General features: G+C 44.1%; 17 protein-coding genes and 1 tRNA gene. 8 read left to right on the top strand and 10 right to left on the bottom strand.

The annotated features are described in order from the left end of the window. The first annotated feature begins 7 nt into the window (after positions 1–7). The gene (gene accA / locus JN178_RS04775) at positions 8–964 is read left to right on the top strand and encodes an acetyl-CoA carboxylase carboxyl transferase subunit alpha (RefSeq protein ID WP_202264088.1); all 957 of its coding nucleotides are present in this window, start codon (positions 8–10) and stop codon (positions 962–964) included. Positions 965–1,004: 40 nt separating this feature from the next. Next, complete coding sequence (gene tilS, locus JN178_RS04780; protein ID WP_202264089.1) at positions 1,005–2,333, top strand: tRNA lysidine(34) synthetase TilS; 1,329 nt, start codon at positions 1,005–1,007, stop codon at positions 2,331–2,333. Positions 2,334–2,409: 76 nt separating this feature from the next. Here the strand turns inward: tilS and JN178_RS04785 are convergent, their stop codons facing one another. Then, complete coding sequence (locus tag JN178_RS04785) at positions 2,410–3,309, bottom strand: GGDEF domain-containing protein (protein WP_202264090.1); 900 nt, start codon at positions 3,307–3,309, stop codon at positions 2,410–2,412. 302 nt (positions 3,310–3,611) lie between these two features. On the opposite strand from JN178_RS04785, the gene JN178_RS04790 reads away from it, so the two are divergent. Then, entirely contained in the window at positions 3,612–5,579 is a 1,968-nt protein-coding gene (locus JN178_RS04790) for a cation:proton antiporter domain-containing protein (protein ID WP_159623629.1), read from the top strand. A gap of 94 nt (positions 5,580–5,673) precedes the next feature. Here JN178_RS04790 and JN178_RS04795 read toward each other — a convergent pair whose 3' ends face one another. Then, positions 5,674–5,901: a hypothetical protein gene (locus JN178_RS04795; RefSeq protein ID WP_159623779.1), complete on the bottom strand. Its 228-nt coding sequence runs from the start codon at positions 5,899–5,901 to the stop codon at positions 5,674–5,676. A gap of 378 nt (positions 5,902–6,279) precedes the next feature. Between JN178_RS04795 and tadA the strand changes: the two genes are divergently transcribed. Next, entirely contained in the window at positions 6,280–6,783 is a 504-nt protein-coding gene (gene tadA / locus JN178_RS04800) for a tRNA adenosine(34) deaminase TadA (protein WP_442859696.1), read from the top strand. 365 nt (positions 6,784–7,148) lie between these two features. On the opposite strand, the gene mltF is transcribed toward tadA, so the two are convergent. Continuing rightward, a complete protein-coding gene (gene mltF / locus JN178_RS04805; RefSeq protein WP_202264092.1) occupies positions 7,149–8,531 on the bottom strand; it encodes a membrane-bound lytic murein transglycosylase MltF in 1,383 nt (460 codons plus the stop codon). A gap of 176 nt (positions 8,532–8,707) precedes the next feature. Between mltF and purL the strand changes: the two genes are divergently transcribed. Beyond that, positions 8,708–12,595 carry a phosphoribosylformylglycinamidine synthase gene (gene purL, locus JN178_RS04810; protein WP_202264093.1) on the top strand — a complete coding sequence of 1,296 codons (3,888 nt, stop codon included), beginning with the start codon at positions 8,708–8,710 and terminating at the stop codon, positions 12,593–12,595. A gap of 294 nt (positions 12,596–12,889) precedes the next feature. After that, a complete protein-coding gene (locus tag JN178_RS04815; RefSeq protein WP_201283734.1) occupies positions 12,890–13,030 on the top strand; it encodes a hypothetical protein in 141 nt (46 codons plus the stop codon). Positions 13,031–13,118: 88 nt separating this feature from the next. On the opposite strand, the gene smrA is transcribed toward JN178_RS04815, so the two are convergent. After that, positions 13,119–13,706, bottom strand: coding sequence for a DNA endonuclease SmrA (gene smrA, locus JN178_RS04820; RefSeq protein ID WP_202264094.1), 588 nt, complete (start codon positions 13,704–13,706; stop codon positions 13,119–13,121). A 231-nt stretch (positions 13,707–13,937) separates the two neighbouring features. Here smrA and JN178_RS04825 point away from each other — a divergent pair, with 231 nt between their 5' ends. Then, positions 13,938–14,438 (top strand): DUF4402 domain-containing protein, encoded by a 501-nt coding sequence (locus tag JN178_RS04825; protein WP_202266685.1) that lies wholly within the window; start codon positions 13,938–13,940, stop codon positions 14,436–14,438. Between the two features lie 20 nt (positions 14,439–14,458). Here the strand turns inward: JN178_RS04825 and JN178_RS04830 are convergent, their stop codons facing one another. The 5 genes from JN178_RS04830 to JN178_RS04850 all read right to left on the bottom strand — a co-directional run bounded on the left by JN178_RS04830 (position 14,459) and on the right by JN178_RS04850 (position 20,793). Further along, positions 14,459–17,668 (bottom strand): carboxypeptidase-like regulatory domain-containing protein, encoded by a 3,210-nt coding sequence (locus JN178_RS04830; protein WP_202264096.1) that lies wholly within the window; start codon positions 17,666–17,668, stop codon positions 14,459–14,461. A 17-nt stretch (positions 17,669–17,685) separates the two neighbouring features. Next, positions 17,686–18,456 (bottom strand): molecular chaperone, encoded by a 771-nt coding sequence (locus tag JN178_RS04835; RefSeq protein WP_202264097.1) that lies wholly within the window; start codon positions 18,454–18,456, stop codon positions 17,686–17,688. A gap of 70 nt (positions 18,457–18,526) precedes the next feature. Next, on the bottom strand, positions 18,527–19,036 hold the full coding sequence (locus JN178_RS04840; RefSeq protein WP_202264098.1) for a hypothetical protein: 510 nt from the start codon (positions 19,034–19,036) through the stop codon (positions 18,527–18,529). 443 nt (positions 19,037–19,479) lie between these two features. Then, a tRNA-Arg gene (locus JN178_RS04845) sits at positions 19,480–19,555 on the bottom strand. Between the two features lie 56 nt (positions 19,556–19,611). Further along, complete coding sequence (locus tag JN178_RS04850; RefSeq protein WP_202264099.1) at positions 19,612–20,793, bottom strand: flagellar assembly protein T N-terminal domain-containing protein; 1,182 nt, start codon at positions 20,791–20,793, stop codon at positions 19,612–19,614. A 377-nt stretch (positions 20,794–21,170) separates the two neighbouring features. Here JN178_RS04850 and JN178_RS04855 point away from each other — a divergent pair, with 377 nt between their 5' ends. Next, positions 21,171–21,668 (top strand): LPP20 family lipoprotein, encoded by a 498-nt coding sequence (locus JN178_RS04855; protein WP_202264100.1) that lies wholly within the window; start codon positions 21,171–21,173, stop codon positions 21,666–21,668. Positions 21,669–21,690: 22 nt separating this feature from the next. On the opposite strand, the gene flgN is transcribed toward JN178_RS04855, so the two are convergent. Continuing rightward, complete coding sequence (flgN, locus tag JN178_RS04860) at positions 21,691–22,122, bottom strand: flagellar export chaperone FlgN (RefSeq protein ID WP_202264101.1); 432 nt, start codon at positions 22,120–22,122, stop codon at positions 21,691–21,693. Positions 22,123–22,193: the final 71 nt, after the last annotated feature.

A 22,193-nucleotide genomic window follows, 5' to 3' on the forward strand; every position in this document is an offset into this window, starting at 1 on the left:
ACACGAAATGAGTATACAGTTTTTGGACTTTGAGCAACCAATAGCCGAACTAGAAGCAAAAATTGAAGAGCTTAGGTTGGTAAATCAAGGTGGTGAGTTTGATGTAGGTATCGAAGAAGAGATTAATAAACTTCGTGGTAAGAGTGCGGAGCTTACTAAGAAGATCTTTTCTGACCTAGGCGCGTGGCAGGTGTCGCAACTTGCACGTCATCCAATGCGTCCTTATACACTAGATTATATTCCTCGCATTTTCACTGAGTTTGATGAGCTTGCAGGGGATCGTGCTTTTGCTGACGATAAAGCCATTGTTGGTGGCCCGGCTATGCTAGATGACCAACCTGTGATGGTTATTGGTCATCAAAAAGGGCGTGATACCAATGAAAAAATCAAACGTAATTTCGGTATGCCGAAGCCAGAGGGATACCGTAAAGCACTGCGTCTAATGAAGATGGCCGAACGCTTTAATCTACCTATCATTACCTTCATCGATACACCTGGAGCATATCCTGGTGTAGGTGCTGAAGAGCGTGGTCAAAGTGAAGCTATTGCTAAGAACCTGTTTGAAATGGCTGAATTAACAGTGCCAATCGTGTGTACTGTTATCGGTGAAGGTGGTTCGGGTGGTGCACTGGCTATTGGTGTTGGTGACCGCGTAAACATGCTTCAGTATTCAACCTACTCGGTTATCTCACCTGAGGGCTGTGCATCAATTTTGTGGAAGAGTGCTGAAAAAGCGCCATTAGCGGCAGAAGCAATGGGCGTAAGTGCACCGCAAATTAAAGAATTAGGCCTAATCAATAGTATCGTTGAAGAGCCGTTAGGTGGTGCACATCGTGATCACAATGGCATGGCTGCAAACCTAAAAGCGGTAATTAAACAGCAGCTTAATCAGCTTAAAGAGCTAGATAAAACAAAACTGATGGAAGAGCGTTATGCACGCTTGATGTCATTTGGTTATTGTTAAGCGCTAAACATCGCTGAAATAAAAAAGGCATTGTAGGTAAGTGACACGTCAATCATTCTCAGTGAGTGAGCATATTGTTAACCGCATCACTCACGCACTTGCCGATGCTGCATATTCGCAAAAGACACCGCTCGTTGTTGCTTACAGCGGCGGTGTTGATTCCTCCGTTCTGTTACAAGCTGTAGTTGATTATCGCGACCAGTTTGATTGTCCTATCCATGCAGTACATGTTCATCATGGGCTTAGTATTAACGCAGATCATTGGGCACAGCACTGTGAGCTGCAGTGCCGATTGAATGACATTACCTTTCACCTTCATCATGTTGATGTGGCAAAAGGTGCAAGGCAAAGCCTTGAAGCAGAAGCGCGTAAGGCGAGATACAAGGAATTATTGCAAGTATGTCGTAGCGTTAACGGCGTGCTTCTATTAGGCCAACATGCACAAGATCAGCTCGAAACTGTGCTACTTCAATTAAAGCGCGGAGCAGGGCCGCAAGGTCTCTCGGGGATGGGAGAAGCGCAATTGCGCGAAGGCGTACTGGTTGTGCGTCCGATGCTTGCCTTAGAAAAGAAAGATATCATTCAGTACGCTGAAGATGAAAGTCTCAAGTGGATAGAAGATGAGTCAAACACCCAAAATAGCTTTGACCGAAATTTCTTGCGCAATGAAATTATCCCTCAGCTCATGTCACGCTGGCCAAAGCTTACTAAAACGGTAGGGCGTAGTGCCATGTTATGTGCACAGCAAACCGAACTCGTTAATGAAACCGCGCTGGCTCACCTTGATACGGTCAAACACAATGATAAACGTCTTAATGGTGAACGGCTTGCGACACTCAATGTACCATGGCAATCAGCCGTTGTAAGAGCGTGGTTCACATCGCATAAGGTACTTGTTCCCTCTAAAGCGCAACTCGACGAAATCTTGGCGATGTTGCATGCTAAACCCGATGCAACACCAGAAGTGTTGTTTAACTGGGGGAAAGTGGCACGATTTAACGGCGACCTCTTCTGGGTTGAGCATGCCAAACACCCTGCAGAAAGTGAAATAACACTGACTGCCAATGAACCATGTTACCTACCTTGGTTGCAGGGAAACATACGCGTTGAAGTTTCAAGCAAGAATGACAGCGGTGAGATTGTACTTAAAACAAATCAACGCGGACTTAAAGTAAAGCCAAGTTCCTCAAGCGTCTCTAAAACCTTGAAGGATTGGTTTAAAGTGTGGCGTGTGCCCTTGTGGGAACGAAGTCAGGTGCCTGTGATTTTCATAAACGGCGTGCCAGTAGGACTTATAGTAGATAACGCTTGTGTCTACCTAACAACATGCAATAGCGACATTAAGATAACGTTTTCACGGGACTTGTAGAGCGAAACCTTCAGCACATAGCACAACAAGAGAGCGGCAGTTTTTTGCCGCAGCTTTTACCGCTCTAACAACGCGCTTAAGCCGCGTAGTAGCTGTTTTTACCTGAATTTTTAACGCGGTATAGTGCATTGTCTGCTCTGTCAAATAGTGCTTCGGTGGTGTCAGCATCACGATATACCGCACCGCCTAAACTGCAAGAGATACCAAGCCGAGAAAGGTATTGAGAGCGATTGATACTGGTTTGAATACGCTGTGCGGCGCATGCTAGTTGCTGTTGTGTTTGGCAATCGAGTACACAGCAAAACTCATCGCCACCAAAGCGGAAAGCTTCATCCTCGTCACGTAAAACCTTGGTGAGATGCGACGCAATATGAACGAGCACCTTATCTCCTTCGCTGTGCCCATAGTTGTCATTAACGTATTTGAAGTTATCTAGATCAATGATGAGAAGCGCGAAGGGCTCGTTATGGCGCTGCGCCCAACCTAATTGACGTAACATAGCTTGTTCAAAGCCTGCTCTATTACCCACTCCCGTTAAACTGTCCTTTGTTGCCATTTGCTGTAAACGAAGCAGTGACAATGCATGTTTCACCTGTTTTCCAAATAAATCATGCAGTTGGAAAAGGGTTTCGCGTTGCGACAACGACAGTGGTGAGCTAATGTAATAGTAGGCATGGGCTTGTTCGCCACTTAATGAATGCGCCCCGTGAAGTGGTAAATCAATCAACGTCGAGGAAACCTTAGCGTTGCCATATACCCAGCGAGAATCAAAATCAGATAAGCTAAAGCCAACCATTGGAAGGAGCATATTCAATTGCTGAAAATACAGTGCACCTAACTCCTGTAATTCGAGCGTAGAGAGTAGTTGCGTGACAAACCCGGTTAACTCACTGACAGAAAGTGATGTGCCTGTACTTTGTGCAGGGTAAAAGTTGTCATGTTGTGTGCTATCGTAAATGGGTGATGAAAAATCCACAGTGATACCTCTATGCAAATGTGCTTCGGTATGCAAAAAATAGCGTCAATGCCCTGACGATTCTGTAATTGCTAAACGCCAATAGTATGGTTGGCTTAATGTTTTACAGCGGCAAAACTTGCCGGATTTGCATCTATATATGTGATTTAGCAAAGTGGATGCCAATTCTTATTTTGACGCCTCTTCACGCGCCATGTGTAAGCTGCAACACACTATTAATTGCAGCGCTTTATGGGTGGGCTAGTCTAGCGATATTGGTTGAAATGTTTGATTAGTAAGTGGTTATACAAGATGGAGTTGATGTGGGAACTAGCTTTTTAAATATTGTGGTACTGATGTTTATTTCTGTGTGTGCCGTCGCGTTATTTAAACGCGCACACTTGCCACCCATTCTCGCGTATCTCTTTGCCGGTATTTTGGCAGGTCCACAAGTATTAACGGTTTTTGCCCATCCAGAGGAAATGCACCTGTTAGCTGAAGTGGGTATTGTGTTTTTACTTTTCTCATTAGGCTTAGAGTTTTCGCTCCCAAAACTGCTCGCAATGCGTTCATTGGTATTTGGTGTAGGGCTTGGCCAGATGCTGCTCACAACAGCAGTCTTTACTTGTGTACCGTATTTTCTTGGGATCAATTTAAGTGCGTCGATAATAATTGGCGGGACGTTAGCACTGAGTTCTACAGCTATTGTTATAAAGCAGGCCACGGAAATGGGGATCCTCAACAATCGAAGAACACAGCTTGCAGTCAGTATTTTACTGTTTCAAGACCTTGCGGTAGTCCCTTTTTTAATTGCGATTCCATTACTGGCGCAAACTGGTGAAGTCAGTATTGCGTTGGCGCTAGGCGAAGCACTATTAAAAGGTGTATTTGTAATAGCACTACTGATGTCGATAGGTAAGTGGTTGCTGCCATGGGTATTTAGAGAAGTCGCGAGAACAAGAACGGATGAATTGTTCGTACTGACTACCATCTTAATTGCACTACTTGCTGGTGGTCTTACCTATTACTTCGGTCTATCCATGGCGTTGGGTGCGTTTTTAGCTGGCATGATGTTGGGAGAAAGCCAATATAAATATCAACTAGAAGCAGATATTCGACCCTTTAGAGATATATTAATGGGGCTCTTCTTTGTTACGGTGGGAATGCAACTTGAACTGACGGTGCTATGGGACAGCTTATTTGAGATTGTATTTGGTGTATTCGCGTTAATGATTGTTAAAGTGGTACTGGTTCGTGCAGCGTCAATGCTCGTTAAAACAGATGCAATTGATGGTTGGTCTGCTGGCGTAAAACTATGCCAAATAGGAGAATTTAGTTTTGTTATAGCTGCGTTGGCCACTACTCACGGCGTGCTTACCTCACAACAGTCATCGCTTATTGTGTGTATGGGCGTTATAAGTATGGCTCTCACGCCATGGCTAATGGCTAACAGCGTTATTATTGCAAAGCGTATAGTAAACAACGAGTTGCCGAGCGATGACGATACGGCATCGGTGTTGAGCGGTTCGTTAAGCAACCATGTTGTCATATGTGGATTTGGTCGTGTAGGGCAGTCTGTTGCGCGAATGCTTAAAATGGAAGGCATTCACTTTGTTGCTATTGATATGGACCCCGTTCGAGTGCATGAAAGCCGAAATGCGGGGGAACCAGTGATTTTCGGTGATGCAAGTCAAAAGGATATTTTGATAAGTGCAAATGTAGAAAGCGCCAAGCTTGTGTTAGTCACTTTCGACCAAGTAGATAAAGCCAAGCAAGTGATTACACAGACTCGCTCACTTGCAGAGCACGTGGATGTAATGGCTCGAACTAAACGGGATTATCAGCTCGACAGTCTCTACAATGCCGGTGCTAATCAGGTGGTTCCAGAGCTTCAAGAAGGAAGCTTAATGTTGGTCTCTCAGGTGCTGCACTATGCGGGAGTGCCCATGTCACGTATTTTAAAACGCGTACGTGCAGAGCGAAAAGGCCGGTACGATCATATGCACGGCTTCTATCCTGGTGAGACAACCGAGATAACGTATGGTACTGAGGATAAGCTGGAATTTATTCATGCTGTCGTGCTTTCTGAGCATGCATCCTGTATCGGTAAACCCATCAAAGACATAGACTTTGCTCGAATGCGCGTGACGGTAAAAGGGCTAAGGCGCAATGGCAACGAAGTGAAAGATCCAGACCAAGATGCCATATTACAAGCGCATGACGTGTTGGTGATTGCGGGTAAACCTAGACGAGTGGAGCGTGCCGAACGTAAGCTGCTTGAAGGCAGCTAGCGCGAAGTGCAATCGCACTGTGTTAGCAATAAAGGGGATATGTGAGAGAGCATCAAGGCCAATTAATACTGGCCTTGCTGCATAGAAATCTAGGTTAGGCTACGCGATCTTTTTCTAAATCGGCAAATTGCTTTTTCAAATCATAGCGCTCATCGGTAACGATTTTTTCAAGGACCGAAACACGCTCTTTTAGTTCGGCAATTTCTGCTTTGTAAGCGTCAGTCTCTTTGCTATTTAGCTTTTTTTTACTTTTGTCTTTGGCACTATCGATAATACTTACAAGCGCCCAAGCACAAATGGCAACAATGGCAACAGCGGTCATATTCACGGCGGTATCCCTCTCAGATGGCGTTAAAAGAGTGTAGATGAAAACTCGGCAATTTACCTGTTTCGTCTATTTTTCTACTTACTGCTATATCTCTTTTGTTACTATAGCCCTAAATGGCATAGCGTTTAAGCATTAAATGTAACGAGTTACGAATAGCAAGTATGGTTATATTGTAAGATTGCAAATACATTGCCAAGTGACAAAAGTCACTATTTTATAATGAGTTAACGCGATCTAGTACATTTATGGCTTCAGCCTTTTGAGTAATTTCACCATCCAAGTTAGTTAAATTGACGAATGAGTAACGAAAATAATCAATTGTTGGGCTCCGAGATGGTCCAACAACAAGCGGATAGTATTGACGCCATTTCAATGGTTTCTGAACAAGACATTAAGTTTATGAAGCACGCGCTATCTCTTGCTGATAAAGCGGAGTTGATTGGCGAGGTGCCCGTAGGCGCTTGTATTGTTGTTAACGGTGAAATAGTGGGTGAGGGGTATAATGAGCCTATCACCACACATGATCCTTCGGCACACGCTGAACTTCGAGCGGTGCAACAGGCTGCAAGACAAGTACAAAATTACCGATTAGTCGACGCAACCTTATATGTCACTCTTGAGCCGTGCTCAATGTGTGCGGGTATGTTGGTGCATGCTAGGGTTAAGCGCGTGGTATTTGGCGCATGGGATGCAAAGACAGGGGCCGCTGGCTCAGTAATGAACTTATTACAACATCCTGCGCTTAATCACCAAGCGGAAATCGTCTCTGGGGTGCTTGCTGATGAATGTGCCGACAAATTGTCACGTTTTTTTCAAAAGCGCAGGAAGGAAATAAAAGCTGCCAAAAAGGCGAAAAAGCAGAGCGCTGAAGGCTAGTTTGTTCGAGTTAATTGGGTAAACATATCGCTTGTGACAAATAATTTACGGCGCTGCAGTACTTTTTGATGGCAACGTTTTAACATCATTCTACGTCTATTGTTATTCTTCAATTTTGTTCCTTTTCTCATAAAACGGTTTTTTTTCATTAATCCTCCTTGCAATTGCTTGCGTAACGTGAGGTAAGACAACCATTCAATCATTCAGTTCAGCGTGTTGCGAGCTTAAATTAAACACGCTTTTGTTCAGTTTATGACACTCGCACGATAGTACGGTGAAATAGGTATATCTCACTCTACTTCCTATAAATGACATCGATATGACAATTATCAATAGGCGTAGGATAAATGGCAGGTTAATCGCGCCTATATACGTCCTTGTTCATCAAGCCAGACCAAACTGTCGTAATAGCGGCGAATATTCTCCACGTATTGCAACGCCTCATCGCCTCGTGCATAACCGTATTTGGTGGTGCGGTAGTATTTCTTTTGTCTAAGTTGTGGAAGACGGCGTTTTACATCAACCCACAAGTCAGGATTACCGCCTTGTCGTTGTGTTAAGACTCGTGCATCTTCTAAATGTCCCATTCCAACGTTATAGGCAGCCATTGCCATCCACGTTCTGTCAGGTTCACTAATACGAGCGGGAATGCGACTTAACAGGCTGGCAAAGTAGCGAGAACCTCCACGAATGCTTTGCTCTGGATCGGTTCTGTCATCAACGTTCCAGTCACTTGCCGTATCCATAGTTAACATCATCAGTCCCCTTACGCCGGTTCGCGATACCGCCTCGGGTTCCCAATGACTTTCTTGATAACTCATTGCTGCAATTAGTCGCCAGTCCAACTCGCCAGAGTACTTTTGAAATAACGGTTTATATTCGTTGAGTACGGTCTCTGCAGATGCGTTAAACGCTCGCGAGTCAACGTAGTCAAATTGCCTAATGTGGCCAAAATATTTGTCTTCTAAAACAGTAAACCAACCAGATTGATGCACGGTTCCAAAGTACTCGATAAGTGCAGCCTTTACAGAGTCGTCTTGATTGAGCGGTAGCGCCCACGCCATTGGCATGTTTTCTTGAAGTGTTAATGCGACAGCAAGATTCGGATGGCGCCTGCGCTGCAGCGCAAGGCGGTTGCTATCTGCCACGGTATAAGCAATGGAGCCATCAGCCACTTGCTGCAGTAACTCTTCAGAGTCAGAGTCATCAGTAGTGACTAATCGTTGGGATGGTTGAAGTGGGGGGGCGAGGTTAAGCCTTTCTTCTAGTAGTTGTGTCTGGCTGCTGCCAGAAACGGTAATAATAGGCTTATCTAGTTGCTCTAGGTCTCGTGGGCGAGTGGTTCCAGCTTGATAAATTAATAATTGTTCTACGTGCTGGTATGCCGGTCCGTAGTCGAATCGTTTGGCTAGCAGAGGAGTTATGGCATCGCCTGTGGCAACGATATCGAGGTTACCTTCTTCTAACTGTTCAAGCATTACGTCATAGCTATAGAATGGATACAAATCGAGAGTGACGCCAAGAAAATCGGCAAAACCTGCTAACAACTCGTATTCAAAGCCTTGTGGCCCTTCAGCACCGTTGTAAAAGGTTGCAGCACCGTAGACAGTGCCTACGCGCAACGATTCGCGCTCTAACAATGTCGATAAAGCAGTATGCACCGATGGCACACCACAGCTTACAGCCAACATAGATAAAGTGATTACAAGTAAAAGTTTTAATCGTTTTTTGTATTCAAGTGGCGGCATAGACCTTGTCTTATTGTGATTAAACCGTCTAAGTTTAAAAAAAACGTCATGTTAGCGCGTTATGAGGTTATCAAGCGATCATATTTACTCTATAATCCGCGCCGAAATACTCATCAATCCAAGAGGCAACGTGTCGCATTGGTGGTCGTTGTTTCTAACAAACCAGGTAAATCAATATGTTGGTCCTTCGAGGCGCTCCTGCACTGTCAGAGTTTAACCAAACTAAACTGATTGCAAAGCTGGGTCAATCCGGCGTTAAGGTCAAAAACCTTTATAGCGAATATGTTCACCTAGTCGATTCCCAGGGTGATTTGTCTAAGCAGCACATAGAAATATTGGAAAAGCTGCTCACTTACGGCCCCGCGAGGCAAGCACAAACCCCCACTGGAACCCTCTTCCTCATAACTCCTCGCCCCGGCACTATCTCTCCCTGGTCTTCCAAAGCCACCGACATCGCTCATAACTGTAGTCTAAAAAGCATTAATCGTATTGAACGAGGCTGTGCGTTTTATATTGAGACAGAGAGTGAACTGACTGAAGATGATTTTGCTCTGATTGCAAGTTTTCTTCACGACCGTATGACTGAGTCTGTATTTTCGAACACAGACGATGCTGCTGTACTATTTGCCCACACTGAAGCAAATACATTCACCAGTGTAGATGTACTAGGTGAAGGCAAAGATGCATTGATAAATGCCAATGTCTCGTTAGGCCTAGCTCTAGCGGATGATGAGATCGACTACCTATTTGATAGTTTTACAAAGCTAGGAAGAAACCCTACCGATGTAGAGCTTTATATGTTTGCTCAAGCAAACTCTGAACATTGCCGCCACAAGATTTTCAACGCGAGTTGGACAATTGACGGCGAAGACCAAGAAAAATCGTTGTTTAAAATGATCAAAAACACTTACGAGTTGTTACCTGATCATGTGTATTCCGCATACAAAGACAACGCGGCAGTCATGGAAGGATGGCAAGCAGGGCGCTTTTTCCCAAATCCGCAGTCACACCAATACGAATACCATCATGAAAATATCGATATATTGATGAAGGTAGAAACGCACAACCATCCAACTGCTATTTCGCCTTTTCCAGGTGCAGCAACCGGCTCAGGTGGTGAAATTCGTGATGAAGGTGCAACTGGTCGAGGTTCAAAACCTAAAGCGGGCTTGGTTGGTTTTACTGTATCTAACTTACGTATTCCGGGGGCTGAGCAACCGTGGGAGATACAGTATGGTAAGCCTCAGCGCATTGTAAGTGCGCTTGATATCATGCTTGAAGGACCACTTGGTGGTGCGGCGTTTAACAATGAGTTTGGTCGTCCTGCGTTACTGGGTTATTTCCGTACGTTTGAGCAAGAAGTTAATAGCTTCAACGGCGTTGAAGTTCGTGGTTACCACAAGCCTATTATGCTGGCTGGTGGATTAGGTAACATTCGTCGTGAACACATCGAGAAAGGCGAGATTACTGTTGGCGCGAAGCTAATCGCGTTAGGTGGCCCAGCGATGAATATCGGCCTTGGTGGCGGTGCTGCATCGTCAATGGCGTCTGGCCAATCGAACGAAGATTTAGATTTTGCCTCTGTACAGCGTGACAACCCAGAAATGGAGCGTCGCTGTCAGGAAGTCATTGATGCGTGTTGGCAATTAGGCGAAAACAACCCAATTCAGTTTATACACGATGTTGGCGCGGGCGGCCTTTCAAACGCATTACCTGAACTTGTCAATGACGGCGGCCGTGGCGGTAATTTTGAACTAAGAAAAGTACTGTCAGATGAACCTGGTATGACGCCACTTGAATTGTGGTGTAATGAGTCACAAGAGCGTTATGTACTCTCTGTAGCACCTGAAAATATGCCAGTGTTCGAAGCGATTTGTGCCCGCGAACGCGCGCCGTTTGCCGTGGTTGGTGAGGCAACGGCAGAGCAACACCTAAACCTTAACGATAGCCAATTTGATAATAAACCTATTGATATGCCGCTTGATGTACTTTTAGGTAAGCCACCTAAAATGCATCGCGACGTAAGTTCTACAAAAGTCAGCTCGCCTGCACTCGATGATACAGGTATTACATTAGCTGATGCTGCGAATCGCATTTTATCTTTGCCAACGGTTGCTGAGAAAACGTTCCTAATTACCATTGGCGATCGCTCTGTAACGGGTCTTGTAAGCCGCGATCAAATGGTAGGTCCATGGCAGGTGCCTGTTGCTGATGTGGCGGTAACGGCCACTGCATTTGATACGTATCACGGTGAAGCGATGTCGATGGGCGAACGTACGCCAGTGGCTTTGCTATCGCACGGCGCGTCTGCGCGCCTTGCCGTTGGTGAAGCGCTAACGAACATTGCTGCGGCAAACATAGGCGATATCAAGCGCATTAAACTTTCGGCAAACTGGATGGCGGCAGCGGGACACCCGGGTGAAGATGCTGGCCTTTACGAAGCAGTAAAAGCCGTAGGTGAAGAGCTTTGCCCAGAGCTTGGCCTAACGATACCTGTTGGTAAAGACTCAATGTCTATGAAAACGGCATGGAATGAGAACGGTGAAGATAAAGCGGTTACTTCACCGTTGTCACTGGTTATTTCAGCGTTTGGTGCTGTTAAAGATATCCGTAAGACAGTTACGCCTCAGTTACGCACTGACAAAGGCGCTAGCCGTTTGTTATTGCTTGATCTTGGCGAAGGTAAAAATCGCTTGGGTGCGAGCTGTTTAGCTCAAGTGTATACACAGCTTGGTGATAGCCCAGCGGATGTTGTCAGTGCACAGCGCCTTAAAGGCTTCTTTGACGCCATGCAGGCACTCATTGAAAAAGGGTTAGTTCAAGCTTATCACGACCGTTCTGATGGTGGCCTGTTTACTACAGTTGCTGAAATGGCGTTTGCCGGTAAGACAGGCGTGAGCGTTACACTTGATACCCTTAAAGGCAATGAGATTGCTGTATTGTTCAATGAAGAACTAGGTGGCGTTATTCAAGTGCTAGAAAGCGATATAGACGCGGTTAATGCTGTGTTGGCCGAGTTTGACCTAACTGACCTTACCCACGATATCGGCACGCTTAACACGACAGACATGATTGAGTTCAGTCGAGATGGCGTTGCTGTACTTACCGACAGTCGCGTTGCTATGCGTACTACATGGGCGCAAACTACGTTTGAAATGCAGAAGCTGCGTGATAACCCAGAGTGCGCAGAACAAGAGCACGCTGCTAAGCAAGACGCTGGAGACCCAGGTTTGCATGTTGCTTTGTCTTATGATGTTAATGAAGACATTGCTGCGCCTTATATTGCTAAGGGCGTCAAGCCAAAAGTCGCCATTCTAAGAGAGCAGGGCGTCAATTCGCATCTTGAAATGGCAGCGGCATTTACTCGCGCAGGCTTCGACGCTATCGACGTTCATATGAGTGATGTGTTGGCCGGTCGTATAACGCTTGAACAGTTTGCTGGCCTTGCTGCTTGTGGTGGCTTCTCTTACGGTGACGTACTCGGTGCGGGCGAAGGCTGGGCTAAGTCTATTTTGTTTAATAGTATGGCGCGCGACCAATTTGAAGGCTTCTTTAACCGCAACGACACCTTTAGCTTAGGTGTATGTAACGGCTGTCAGATGCTATCAAACCTTAAATCATTGATTCCTGGTACTGAACACTGGCCACACTTTGTTACTAACCAGTCGGCGCGATTTGAAGCCCGTGTTGCTATGGTTGAGGTAATGGAGTCTAAGTCGGTGTTACTTGACGGTATGGCGGGTTCTCGTATGCCAATTGCCGTGTCACACGGTGAAGGTCAGGCTGAATTTGCCAACGATAATGCCCTGGCACAAGTGAGTGCGCAAGTGGCGATGCGTTATGTAGACAACTACGGCAAGCCAACGATGCAATACCCGGCAAACCCAAATGGTTCACCACAAGGGATCACAGGTTTAACGTCATCAGATGGGCGCAGTACAATTATGATGCCGCACCCAGAACGTGTATTTAGAGCGGTAGCGAACTCGTGGCGTCCGGATGATTGGCAAGAAGATGGCGCGTGGATGCGTATCTTTAGAAATGCACGCAAATTTGTTGGCTAATAACTGACGGATCTCAGTAATAAGTAAAACGGCTATTTTGAAAGATTCATCATCAATGCGTGTTGAATTTAAACAAAAATAGCCGTTTTTTTACCAAAGTAGCAGACCTTTTGTGTCAAACCTTTGGCAAAGCGTCAAAAATCTGCTTTTTGCTCTTGTCAATAGCGGATCTCTGATCTATTGTAGTGCAAGCAAGGAATGCGCTTCGGTTACAGGAGTTTAGTTGGGGTTGTACCAGTGGTAAGCAACGTGGTTGCGAAGTCATACGCTGGCTTTAATAATAAGAGACGACTAATGAATCGTTCTTCAAAAGGGTTTGGCTTAACCGGAGTAGCTGTTGCTGTAGTTCTGATGTTCGTTACTGCTGTGTTTAGCACTTCAGCGAAATCAGCCGATGCTCCATCGACGCTTAGTGTGCAGTCTTCAGTTAAGTAGTCTGAAAGAAAAATTCTAACGCCCGTAGCAGGTTTCCTGCTACGGGCGTTACTCATTTAGGGGGCTAAAAAACGCGAGATAATACGCGTTAGCGTTTTCTGTTATTTTCCCTATTGATCATCTTCTGATCAGGATGTTTTTTAAGTAAAACATAAGTAGCCCCAAAACCGCCATGCAATGGTTGGGCTGTGTGAAACGCAATGACCTCTTCAAGCTCACGCAGCCAATGGTTCACATAACTTTTCTTTAAAGCTGGAAACGGCTTACTGTCAAGGCCTTGTCCGTGTTGAATAAGCAGTGCGCGAACGCCCCGCTCATGACTTTGTTTAATGGTTTGATAAACGCGATCACAACTTTCTTTTAATGAAATTCCTTTTAGCGAAATTTTATTCTCTAAAGGGTATTTGCCCAAACGAAGTTTTTTAAACACCCCATCTTGGATCCCTGGTTGTTGAAAGGCTATAAAATCATCAGGCGGTACCGGTTTTACGCCTTCCATACTCAGAGGATTTAATAACTTATCTCGAATACTATCTTGGGAGGATGCGCGTTTTCGTTTTTTCTCTAGCGCACTTTCTGGGTCGTGAAGTTGAGCCACATTATCGCTTTTGATACGTCTAACGTCTTTCATTTCATCAAAGAACGAACTTAAATCATCATTATCTTCATACATCATGGTCAGCTCCCGTTAACTACTCGCTTCTTTGATTCGCTTACTTTAATGTGGGGCGCAATATTGTTTTTACAATATATCCATTCGCATACGACTAGGTAATGCATTCTGATCTTATACTTTTGTCTATTTATACTTTGGTATATATAGAAGGTGATTTTTCGTCGCTGGATATTAAGCACAAGGTTAAGAATAGGCTATAATACTCAGTATTATCTGATGAGTGTTCTAATTATGTTTTTACGTCTAACGCTATTGTGTTGCCTATCGATTACTGTGCCGGTTACTGCCGCGTCCACAGTATTCCAGGCTGCAGTTACGGCATTCGACGAACCGAGTATAAGTGAGGCGAGCCCACTGCATTTTGGAAGCATACTCAACACTTCAGGCTCAACCTGTTCGCTTGACAACTCTGGTACGGTATCAGGCGCCTGCGTGAGCGCTAACGCCAATATCTCTGTTGGGCTAATCGATATATCTGGGTTGCTTGCCAACCAAGAATATCAAATTGAAGTCGTCGGTTCTGATAACGGCATACTGCGTTTTCAGCCTGCCATAACGGTCGATAGTATAGTCAGTACGGATAGCGATGGCGATCAAAGTGTTTCCGTTACTACTATTCAGCCAACCGACACCATGACTATCAGTGTGCATGGAAACTTAGAAGTGTTGTCTGAATTGCAAAGCAGTGACACATATCAAGCCAGTTATACCGTTAACGTAAACTTTCAATAACCCTTTTAATTCAACGCGCTCTAGTGAAGAACGTTCGTAGCGCGGATCATGAAAGGTGCGTCTCGATATTGATGATCAAGGTAGTCATCAACACACTTACCATTTTCGTTAACCGGTGCTAACAATCGATAAAATGTTGCGTCTGCAGGTGAGTTTGGTACAAGCAATAATTCTGGGTGTAATATAAGTATTTGTGGGTTTACCGATGCCTTGGAGTAGTATGCAGACAACTGACATATTTGTTTGGGTAGGCTCTTTGCAAGTGCACGTTGCGACGCTTCAATTTTCTCATCAAATTCATAAACAGCCGTTTCTCTTGTCCAATCTTCACCTTCATAGCGCGTAACAGGACTAATAAATGCGTTACTAAACGCAACGTGACTTTGAATTGCCTCTAAAAATAGCGATGCATCAGTAATACTTGTAAACCCGCCAACCGTTACATAGGTCATGGCTAATCTATGATTGCGATAATACTGCATTGAGCTCGGTGTAGTAGGGAGGTGTCTAACGACTTCACTTATCGAACGAGCATGTCTAAAAATACCAATTTGTATTTCGTATTTAACATCGGCATCAATAATCGAACTTTCGGTAAATTGACTATCATCGTCTAATTGGAGACCTTGTGACGATTCGATTGACTTGATAAGTTTGATGTCGTCTAAGTAGATGGAATCACCTTCAGTAGGTGCAATAAATGACAATGAATTACTACTCACGCTTAGCGCATTTCGCTGTAGGTAGCCTTCGTCTATTTCAAGTTCATACTCACCAGGTGGAAGTTGCGTAACGTAAAAATAACCGTCACTCTCGGTATAAGTTGTGGCCACATTATTGCCAGTTTCATCAACAATATTTAGCTGAACCCTCGGTGCGCCGCGACTTTGTTGTTCGCTAACAAGGAAAAGTGTGCCTTCTACATCGCTTATGGTGTGTACCGGTAAATTCACTTGGTTTACACCACCGCTGTGCGTCAGTACTTCAACATTATTGTCTGCGGCTATCATATAGAGATCGGGCAGTGAGGCGCTATCAATCGATAACGTTTGGAAGTTGTGACTGGTAATAATGCGCGCTTTACCTTCTTCATTGGTGTAATCATTGCGCCATTGCGAATTACCTTTGAAGTTCACACCCTCTAGAGGTTGCTCATTGCTGTCAAATTGATTGTTTCTGTTTGCATCAAGGAATGCAAAAGCATCTATTCTGCCAGCTGCTGTGGTCGCCGCTCTGTCAAAATTAAATGCGCGACTGTACGGGTTATAATTGATATTGCCTGTAAATGTGAGATTTATTGACCAGTCGCCATCTTCACCAAGCGTTCCACCCAATCCCACGTTAACAAAGTCGAAGGTCCAGTTGTGCTGATGTTGCAATTCAAAGTTGTTTGTACCGCTTGCTCTGTACTGTAAGCGTGTTTCTCGATGTTGAGATAGTAAATAAGGCCAGCGCAATGCAACATAAAAAGTGTCGGTATTAAAGCCATCTGACGGAACAAAGTCCCAAGCACTGGCAACTTGCCAGCCTTCAATTTGCTTAGAGTAATACAATCGGCCAGTTACAGGTTCCGCAGTATTCTTGCCTAGCACTACACCACCAGAAAGCGTACCGCCTAATAAATTATTATTTATGTTCAGCCCGAGACTAGCATTGTCATCTGTTCGCTTAAACGTACGATACGACAGGTTGACGTTCCAGCCTAGCCGCCCAAATAATTCAGTTTGCCCATTAATTCGAGCGGTGGTTTCGTTTTCAATTAGCGAGTTTTCACCATAGCGTTGACTAACAAAGTCACTAAGATGTCGATTTGAAAAGTTAAATACAACATCCTGATTAATCCTTCCATTCCATCCAACAAACGTCGCATAACCACCTTGCTCTTGCTGTGTAAGGGATACATGCAACGCAGAACCTTTAAATTGCGTATCTATTGCGCTGGTGTAATAATCGAGTGGTGTATCGTTAAGCCATAAGCGTTGGTAAGTGCCAGATATACTTGTATCATCAGTTAAGCCCACGCCTACCTTCGCTAATACTGATTTCCCTAAACCACTTTCAGAAACTTTGCCATCTAACAAGCGATAATTATTGTCATTCACCCCAAAACTAAAATCGATGTCACCTTTTTGTGTTTGCTCTTGCCCAACGCTAACGGTTTGATTTCGGGTTTCCTGTTGTCCTTCAGGACCGTAAAGTTTAAGTTCGAAGAAGTTGTTTCCGTAAAACGTGTCAATATCTTCAAACAGTACTTTGTTTTGATCGTCACTGAATTTTTCATCGATAAACTGCCCATTTCTAAACAGCTGCACACGCCAACCCGGAAGTACAAACTCTTCAATAGTGGTTTTGGAAAAGTTCCGTCGTCCCTTGTCATCGCCGTTGTGAATGAGGAAACCCAGCGATTGACTGGGGGAGGTGACAACATTGTCTCCGATTAATTGAATATCACCTAATTCGTAGGTTAAGCCTCGTTCGCTAAGTAACGTCGCGGTATCCTCTAACGTTCTTGTCAGTCGTAAGAAGTGTTGGCTAGTATCCCTTACTCTACTCATTCGAAAGTTGGTTTCGTGCTTAAGTAAATCGAAACCAGCATTGATATTGACACTTAATCGTTCTGATTGCGCGTTCCTGTCTTGCGCTACAACGCGATAACTAAACAATGGGGAGGTATAAAAGTGGTACGTATCGTCAATAACGCGGTCGATACTCTCGGTATCTTTTTTATAAAACGTTGGGACAATCAACCGAGGCTCTGTGGTATCTATAAATTCTATATCATTGCTGGTAAGACTTAATACCAAAAGTGAATCATCGAACTCATAACTTACGGGCAGCAAAGCTGGCAGCGCATTTACATCAATGTAAAGGTCAAAATCGTCTTTACTCCAATAAAGGAAGTCGCGAGAGTTTGTACTGGTAGATGAAAATTGAATATCAAAATCGCAGTGGCTTTCAGCGCCTTGCGAAGCAATATTATTCGTAGGAATGTCTATGTTCCAATTCAGGCCCATTGCATCAACAAGAAGTGAAACAGGCACAAGCAAATGATCATCGACGTTGTAAACATCTAAACCGTCCCACACCGGGCGCCCGTTTAAACGTAAAACGGCAATATAAAAGTTGTCTTCGTCGAGTGTTACGTGCTTAAAAGGCTCGTCAAGTTTACAATTTGCCGCAAGCGCACTATTTGTTAACGCTAGCAGCAAAAGCACAACGAGCCTGAACATAAAGATCTAACAGTGGGTTAGTTAATAGTGTGGGGGATAGAGAGTACTAGACTACCACCAAACTTTTCGTTTTCTGTATAACGGATTACCACGTCGCCTTTTGACGCATTAGTTAGTGGTATTAATACTTTTCTGCGTTCGAGAGGACGATAAACGGCTACGTTGTTTAGCACGCCTAAGGTTTCACCATCTGTTGTTTCCACTACATAATCGCCGAACAATGAACGATTCCCCGTTCTTGTTTGCCATACCTGTATATGGGGCTGCCCGTTATGCATCACGGTAGAGGGTGAGGCGAGACTTGATTCAGCAAACACCTCACCGTGACGAACTATAATGGGTACGTTGTATGCCAGTTTACTTGCAAGGTTGACGTTTCCGCCTTCAGTAGGAGCAAGTTCAGTGACGATACGCAATACCGCGCGATATTCGCCATCGGCAAGCCCTGATGGTTTTCTTAAGGCAAAGCGTAGCGCCTGTCTTTCACCCGGCTTAATAGTGCCTCGCTTTGGCGAAAAGCGAATAAACTTATCGGCAGCCAATGGGTCGCTATTAACGCTGTAAATAGCACCCTCTTCGGTCATTTCGTTAAGCGTTAATTCAGCAGTGTACTTAAACTCTTTAGCACCCGTATTTCTTAATTGCAGTGAAGCGGTTCGGGTTTTACCGTCGAAATAGACTCTAAATTTAGATAGCGCGACATTGGCTGAAACCTGCGTTGAAAGTATTAGCCCAAAAAGTAAAAATGTATAAAAAAAGAAACGAGAAAAGAACGGTGTACTGCGCATAAAGTGAAGGTCCCAACTGCATGATTTGAGAGTGAAAGGGTGCTTGAATTAGCACCCTACTTTAGCAGTTTTACTGGAAAGATACATCTACGATGTAGTTTGCTGTATAGCTGTCACCAGGTGTTAGTGCAGTAGTAACAGTCATCTGACCGTATACGTCAAGCGTTAAGTTATCACCCGTACCATTAGTCGTTACAGCAATAGCGGTGTTGTCAGGGTTGTTTTCATGCGTGCCAACAGCGCCGTTGATATCAAACTCTGATAAGAACGAAACGTTGGTACCGGCTTGACCAGTAACGGTTACGTTTAGCGGTACGTTAGCGGTCAGCCCACTTACAGTGATTAGACCAATAGCAATGTTTGCGTTGGTGGCATCACAGCTTCCTGTAACTGCACCTGTGTTGTCCATTGTACAAACGGCACCTGAAGTTGGTTGCATCGCACCAAAATGAAGTGCAGTAGTTTGTGCAATTGCCGCATCAGAGATGGCATTTACAGTAGCTTGAAATGTGCTATTTGCAGCAATTGTTGAAGCAGATAGCGTTGAAAGTAGCGCAAGAGAGACTAAGCGTTTTTTCATGTGTATATCCCAAATTATCCCTAAAAGTGTCACCGAAATTCCAGTGACACGAAAACGTTATGAATTTTATAGTGGTGATGTACGCTGTTTTAGACTGCTAGCATACTTCGATGGTTATTCAACCACATGACTTGACAAAAGATAAAGTATCAACACACATAACTAATTAAGCAGTGCCCTGACTACAGATGAGAATTGGAATTGTTAACTTCGTTAGCTTTTGTTTTAAATGGGATTTTTGTGATTTTGGAGTGTTTTTTTTGGACTCGAAAAACAGCTTAATACTTTCGTATAAATTTTCAATTAGCCCAAAAACGCTATTTTTTTTAATACTTTAGGCGAGTTTTTTTCATGGAAAATCGACTTTTTCCACGAAATGCACAAATTGCAAGATAAAAGATCTCAGCAATTTACGTTAAAGGTATGTGAAAATATCACGAAAATGGCGTCCCCACCGCGACTCGAACGCAGATCTAAAACTTAGGAGGTTCTTGTTTTATCCAGTTAAACTATGGGGACAGCATCTTGATTATACGTAAAAAATTAGTCCTGTTAACCCATAGAATTGAATCACACTATTTCTTCACAACAAAATCGTTCTCCTGAATATTAGCCACAATACCTGTATTCTTACTCACTACTGACGAGGAGTTGCTATACGCGTTACGCACAACAAAAGTACCTGGGTAAAGGTGATATTGAAGGTATTTACGACCATAGTCGTCTATGACTTCTTTTGATTGATAAACGTATAGTTCATCATTATTACTGACGCCGTTATCTCGCCCTAAAGATACCGAAATAACATCGCCTGCAACGTGGATAACTCGCCCTGTGATTGGCTGGCATGCTGTCGCTTCTTTTATATCTTGCACGGCGTCTTCAACGAGCTCTTGCACTGCTAGCCCGTAACGGGACTGCCAAAATGCGGTTGAGTATTCGTCAACATTCTCGAACTTGTCAAAACTCCACTGCGCACGTGTCTTGTAGTTGTGCGTGAACAGAAGACCACCATTGATACCATCGTATACGCGCAGGGTAAGCGAAAAATGTCTATGCTGTTTGTCGTCTTTCCAAGGTGTGAAAATTGATGATGGAGATGTTTCAATACTGAGGTCGTCTATACTGCCGAGAATAACGTACTGCGTGTTGCTTTGCTGAGAAAGATTGCGCACATTTTGTTCGGTAAATTGGGTTTTAAATTGGGCAGTGTGGGGCGCTATGTGCGTAAGTTTTAGGTTGTCAGTGGTATTGCGCATTATAAAACCAAAGCGCTCAGTAAATGCCTGGTCAAAGTTTACAATGTTACCATGAGTGAGTTGCTGACGGCTTTTAACTAAAAAGCGCGTTGTTGAAAAGTGTTTCTCATCAAATTGTGCGTCACATGATTGTGCTTTTGGAAAGATATCGGCTCTGATACCGACGGTAATAACGTTGCCATTGTATATTTCATCGACTAATTCTAATTGAGCAACTTCGCCTGAGGCGCTGATTGTCATTTCTTCGTTTTCAAGCAGCCCATTGGTAAGTGTGTGTACACTGTGGATAGACGCACCAGCGAATAACATTGCTTGTTTTAGTGCTTCTTGCGTAGCTTTCTTTCTTGCGTCTTCTTTATCGCCATCAATAATAACGGCTTGTCCTTTAGCTTCATACCATGCGGCATTTGCTTGCCCCATAAAAAGTGCAATTAGGCAAATGACCACCACAACAATGTTAAATAGCGCTGTTGCTGTCACTCTATTTAAATGTCGCACAATACACCTCTGTAAAATGTCACTAATACCTTGACGCAACGCGCGTCAGGCGTCTATTGATAAGGGCGTTTGGTTGTGTTGTTGTGCGCGGCTTTTACCGCGCTGTTTGTACCTTGTTTATTAAGGCAAGAAGCAAACGCATATGGGATATGCTAAAAAGATGCCAATAATCTTTGCCAAAAATCCGTCTATTGATTGCGTAACATTTCAGGCAATTTACGGCCCGTAATCAAACCTACAATGGATTCAGATTTACGAGAGTAATTCAAATGGGCGCACAAATTGCTTTATGAATTACTGTTACATTAATTCAAAGCCAATAGACGCTTAACAGCGTCAAAATGTTGTCTGAGTTGTTTTTGTCAGGAAATACGGTTATGCCATGTAAAGTGTCTAAGAAACTTAAGAATATCGGTCAATCTTCGTTGCTTGCTATTTCGCTAGGGGCTGCACTTTCTTTGGGTGGCTGTGGCATTATCGACAAACATGTGGAATGGGAAACGGTGGAGCCCGAGAGCTATCCTATACTTAAAGCGGTTGGTTATGCGCCTATTGACTCTCAGCGCGGTGACAGCGAGAGCGCTAAGCTAATAATGGCAATGAGAGCTTCAAAACTTGATGCCTATCGCGAGTTAGCTGAACAAGTATACGGGCAGCGTTTAGAAGGTAACCAATCTGTCTCGAGTCTTGTGGTTGAAAGTGAAACACTCAAAGCATCAGTAGAAGGTGTTATCCGTGGCGCTGAGGTTGTGAAGGCGTATCCTGTTGGAGATGACACTTATGTTACCGAACTCTCATTAGATATGAAGCAGGTCTACGACCTTTACCTAACGACAGCAAAGCCTAGAAGGGTGAAAAACGTTAAATACTATTAAGGTAGTGCCGAGTTAAATTGCGTTACGCACTTACGCCAGAACCCAAAGTGCCACCTTTCGGTTTACCTTTCTTATCGTAAGTCAACGATTCTTTGGCGCGTAACTCCATCATCAAATTGCGTAGGTGTGTGAGGCGTAGCTGTCCTTGCTCAACGGCTTTTTGATTGATTTGAGTTCGATACTTACAATCGTCTAAAAGCGACTTTGCTTTCTCTAGTAACGCTTCTTCTTTTTCAGTCATTTCTTGAACAGCATTTATCAACTGCTCCACCTGACCGTCAAGAGTTTGAATAGCTTCCAGTAAGACAGACTTCTCGTCGAGCAAACGCATCAGTGATTCTGCTTCGCGGGAACTGATCAATTGCAATTCTTTTTCAAGCAATAAAGCGAGTGTAGAAAGTTGTTCTACCTGTTTGCTTAGTGCCTGTTCCAAATTGCTCATCTGTTCTGTCACTTCGATACCTGTATTACATTGCTTATTAAGCTACTTACTAAATTACTTTAAAGATTAGTGGACTCTACATG

This window comes from Alteromonas sp. KC3 (assembly GCF_016756315.1).
Classification (GTDB): Bacteria; Pseudomonadota; Gammaproteobacteria; order Enterobacterales; family Alteromonadaceae; genus Alteromonas.

Bases quoted from the DNA above. Each gene is read 5' to 3' on its own strand.
- accA (WP_202264088.1), top strand. From the start codon at position 8: ATGAGTATACAGTTTTTGGACTTTGAGCAACCAATAGCCGAACTAGAA.
- JN178_RS04795 (WP_159623779.1), bottom strand. From the start codon at position 5,901: ATGACCGCTGTTGCCATTGTTGCCATTTGTGCTTGGGCGCTTGTAAGT.
- tadA (WP_442859696.1), top strand. From the start codon at position 6,280: ATGGTTTCTGAACAAGACATTAAGTTTATGAAGCACGCGCTATCTCTT.
- mltF (WP_202264092.1), bottom strand. From the start codon at position 8,531: ATGCCGCCACTTGAATACAAAAAACGATTAAAACTTTTACTTGTAATC.
- purL (WP_202264093.1), top strand. From the start codon at position 8,708: ATGTTGGTCCTTCGAGGCGCTCCTGCACTGTCAGAGTTTAACCAAACT.
- JN178_RS04815 (WP_201283734.1), top strand. From the start codon at position 12,890: ATGAATCGTTCTTCAAAAGGGTTTGGCTTAACCGGAGTAGCTGTTGCT.
- smrA (WP_202264094.1), bottom strand. From the start codon at position 13,706: ATGATGTATGAAGATAATGATGATTTAAGTTCGTTCTTTGATGAAATG.
- JN178_RS04825 (WP_202266685.1), top strand. From the start codon at position 13,938: ATGTTTTTACGTCTAACGCTATTGTGTTGCCTATCGATTACTGTGCCG.
- JN178_RS04830 (WP_202264096.1), bottom strand. From the start codon at position 17,668: ATGTTCAGGCTCGTTGTGCTTTTGCTGCTAGCGTTAACAAATAGTGCG.
- JN178_RS04835 (WP_202264097.1), bottom strand. From the start codon at position 18,456: ATGCGCAGTACACCGTTCTTTTCTCGTTTCTTTTTTTATACATTTTTA.
- JN178_RS04840 (WP_202264098.1), bottom strand. From the start codon at position 19,036: ATGAAAAAACGCTTAGTCTCTCTTGCGCTACTTTCAACGCTATCTGCT.
- JN178_RS04855 (WP_202264100.1), top strand. From the start codon at position 21,171: ATGCCATGTAAAGTGTCTAAGAAACTTAAGAATATCGGTCAATCTTCG.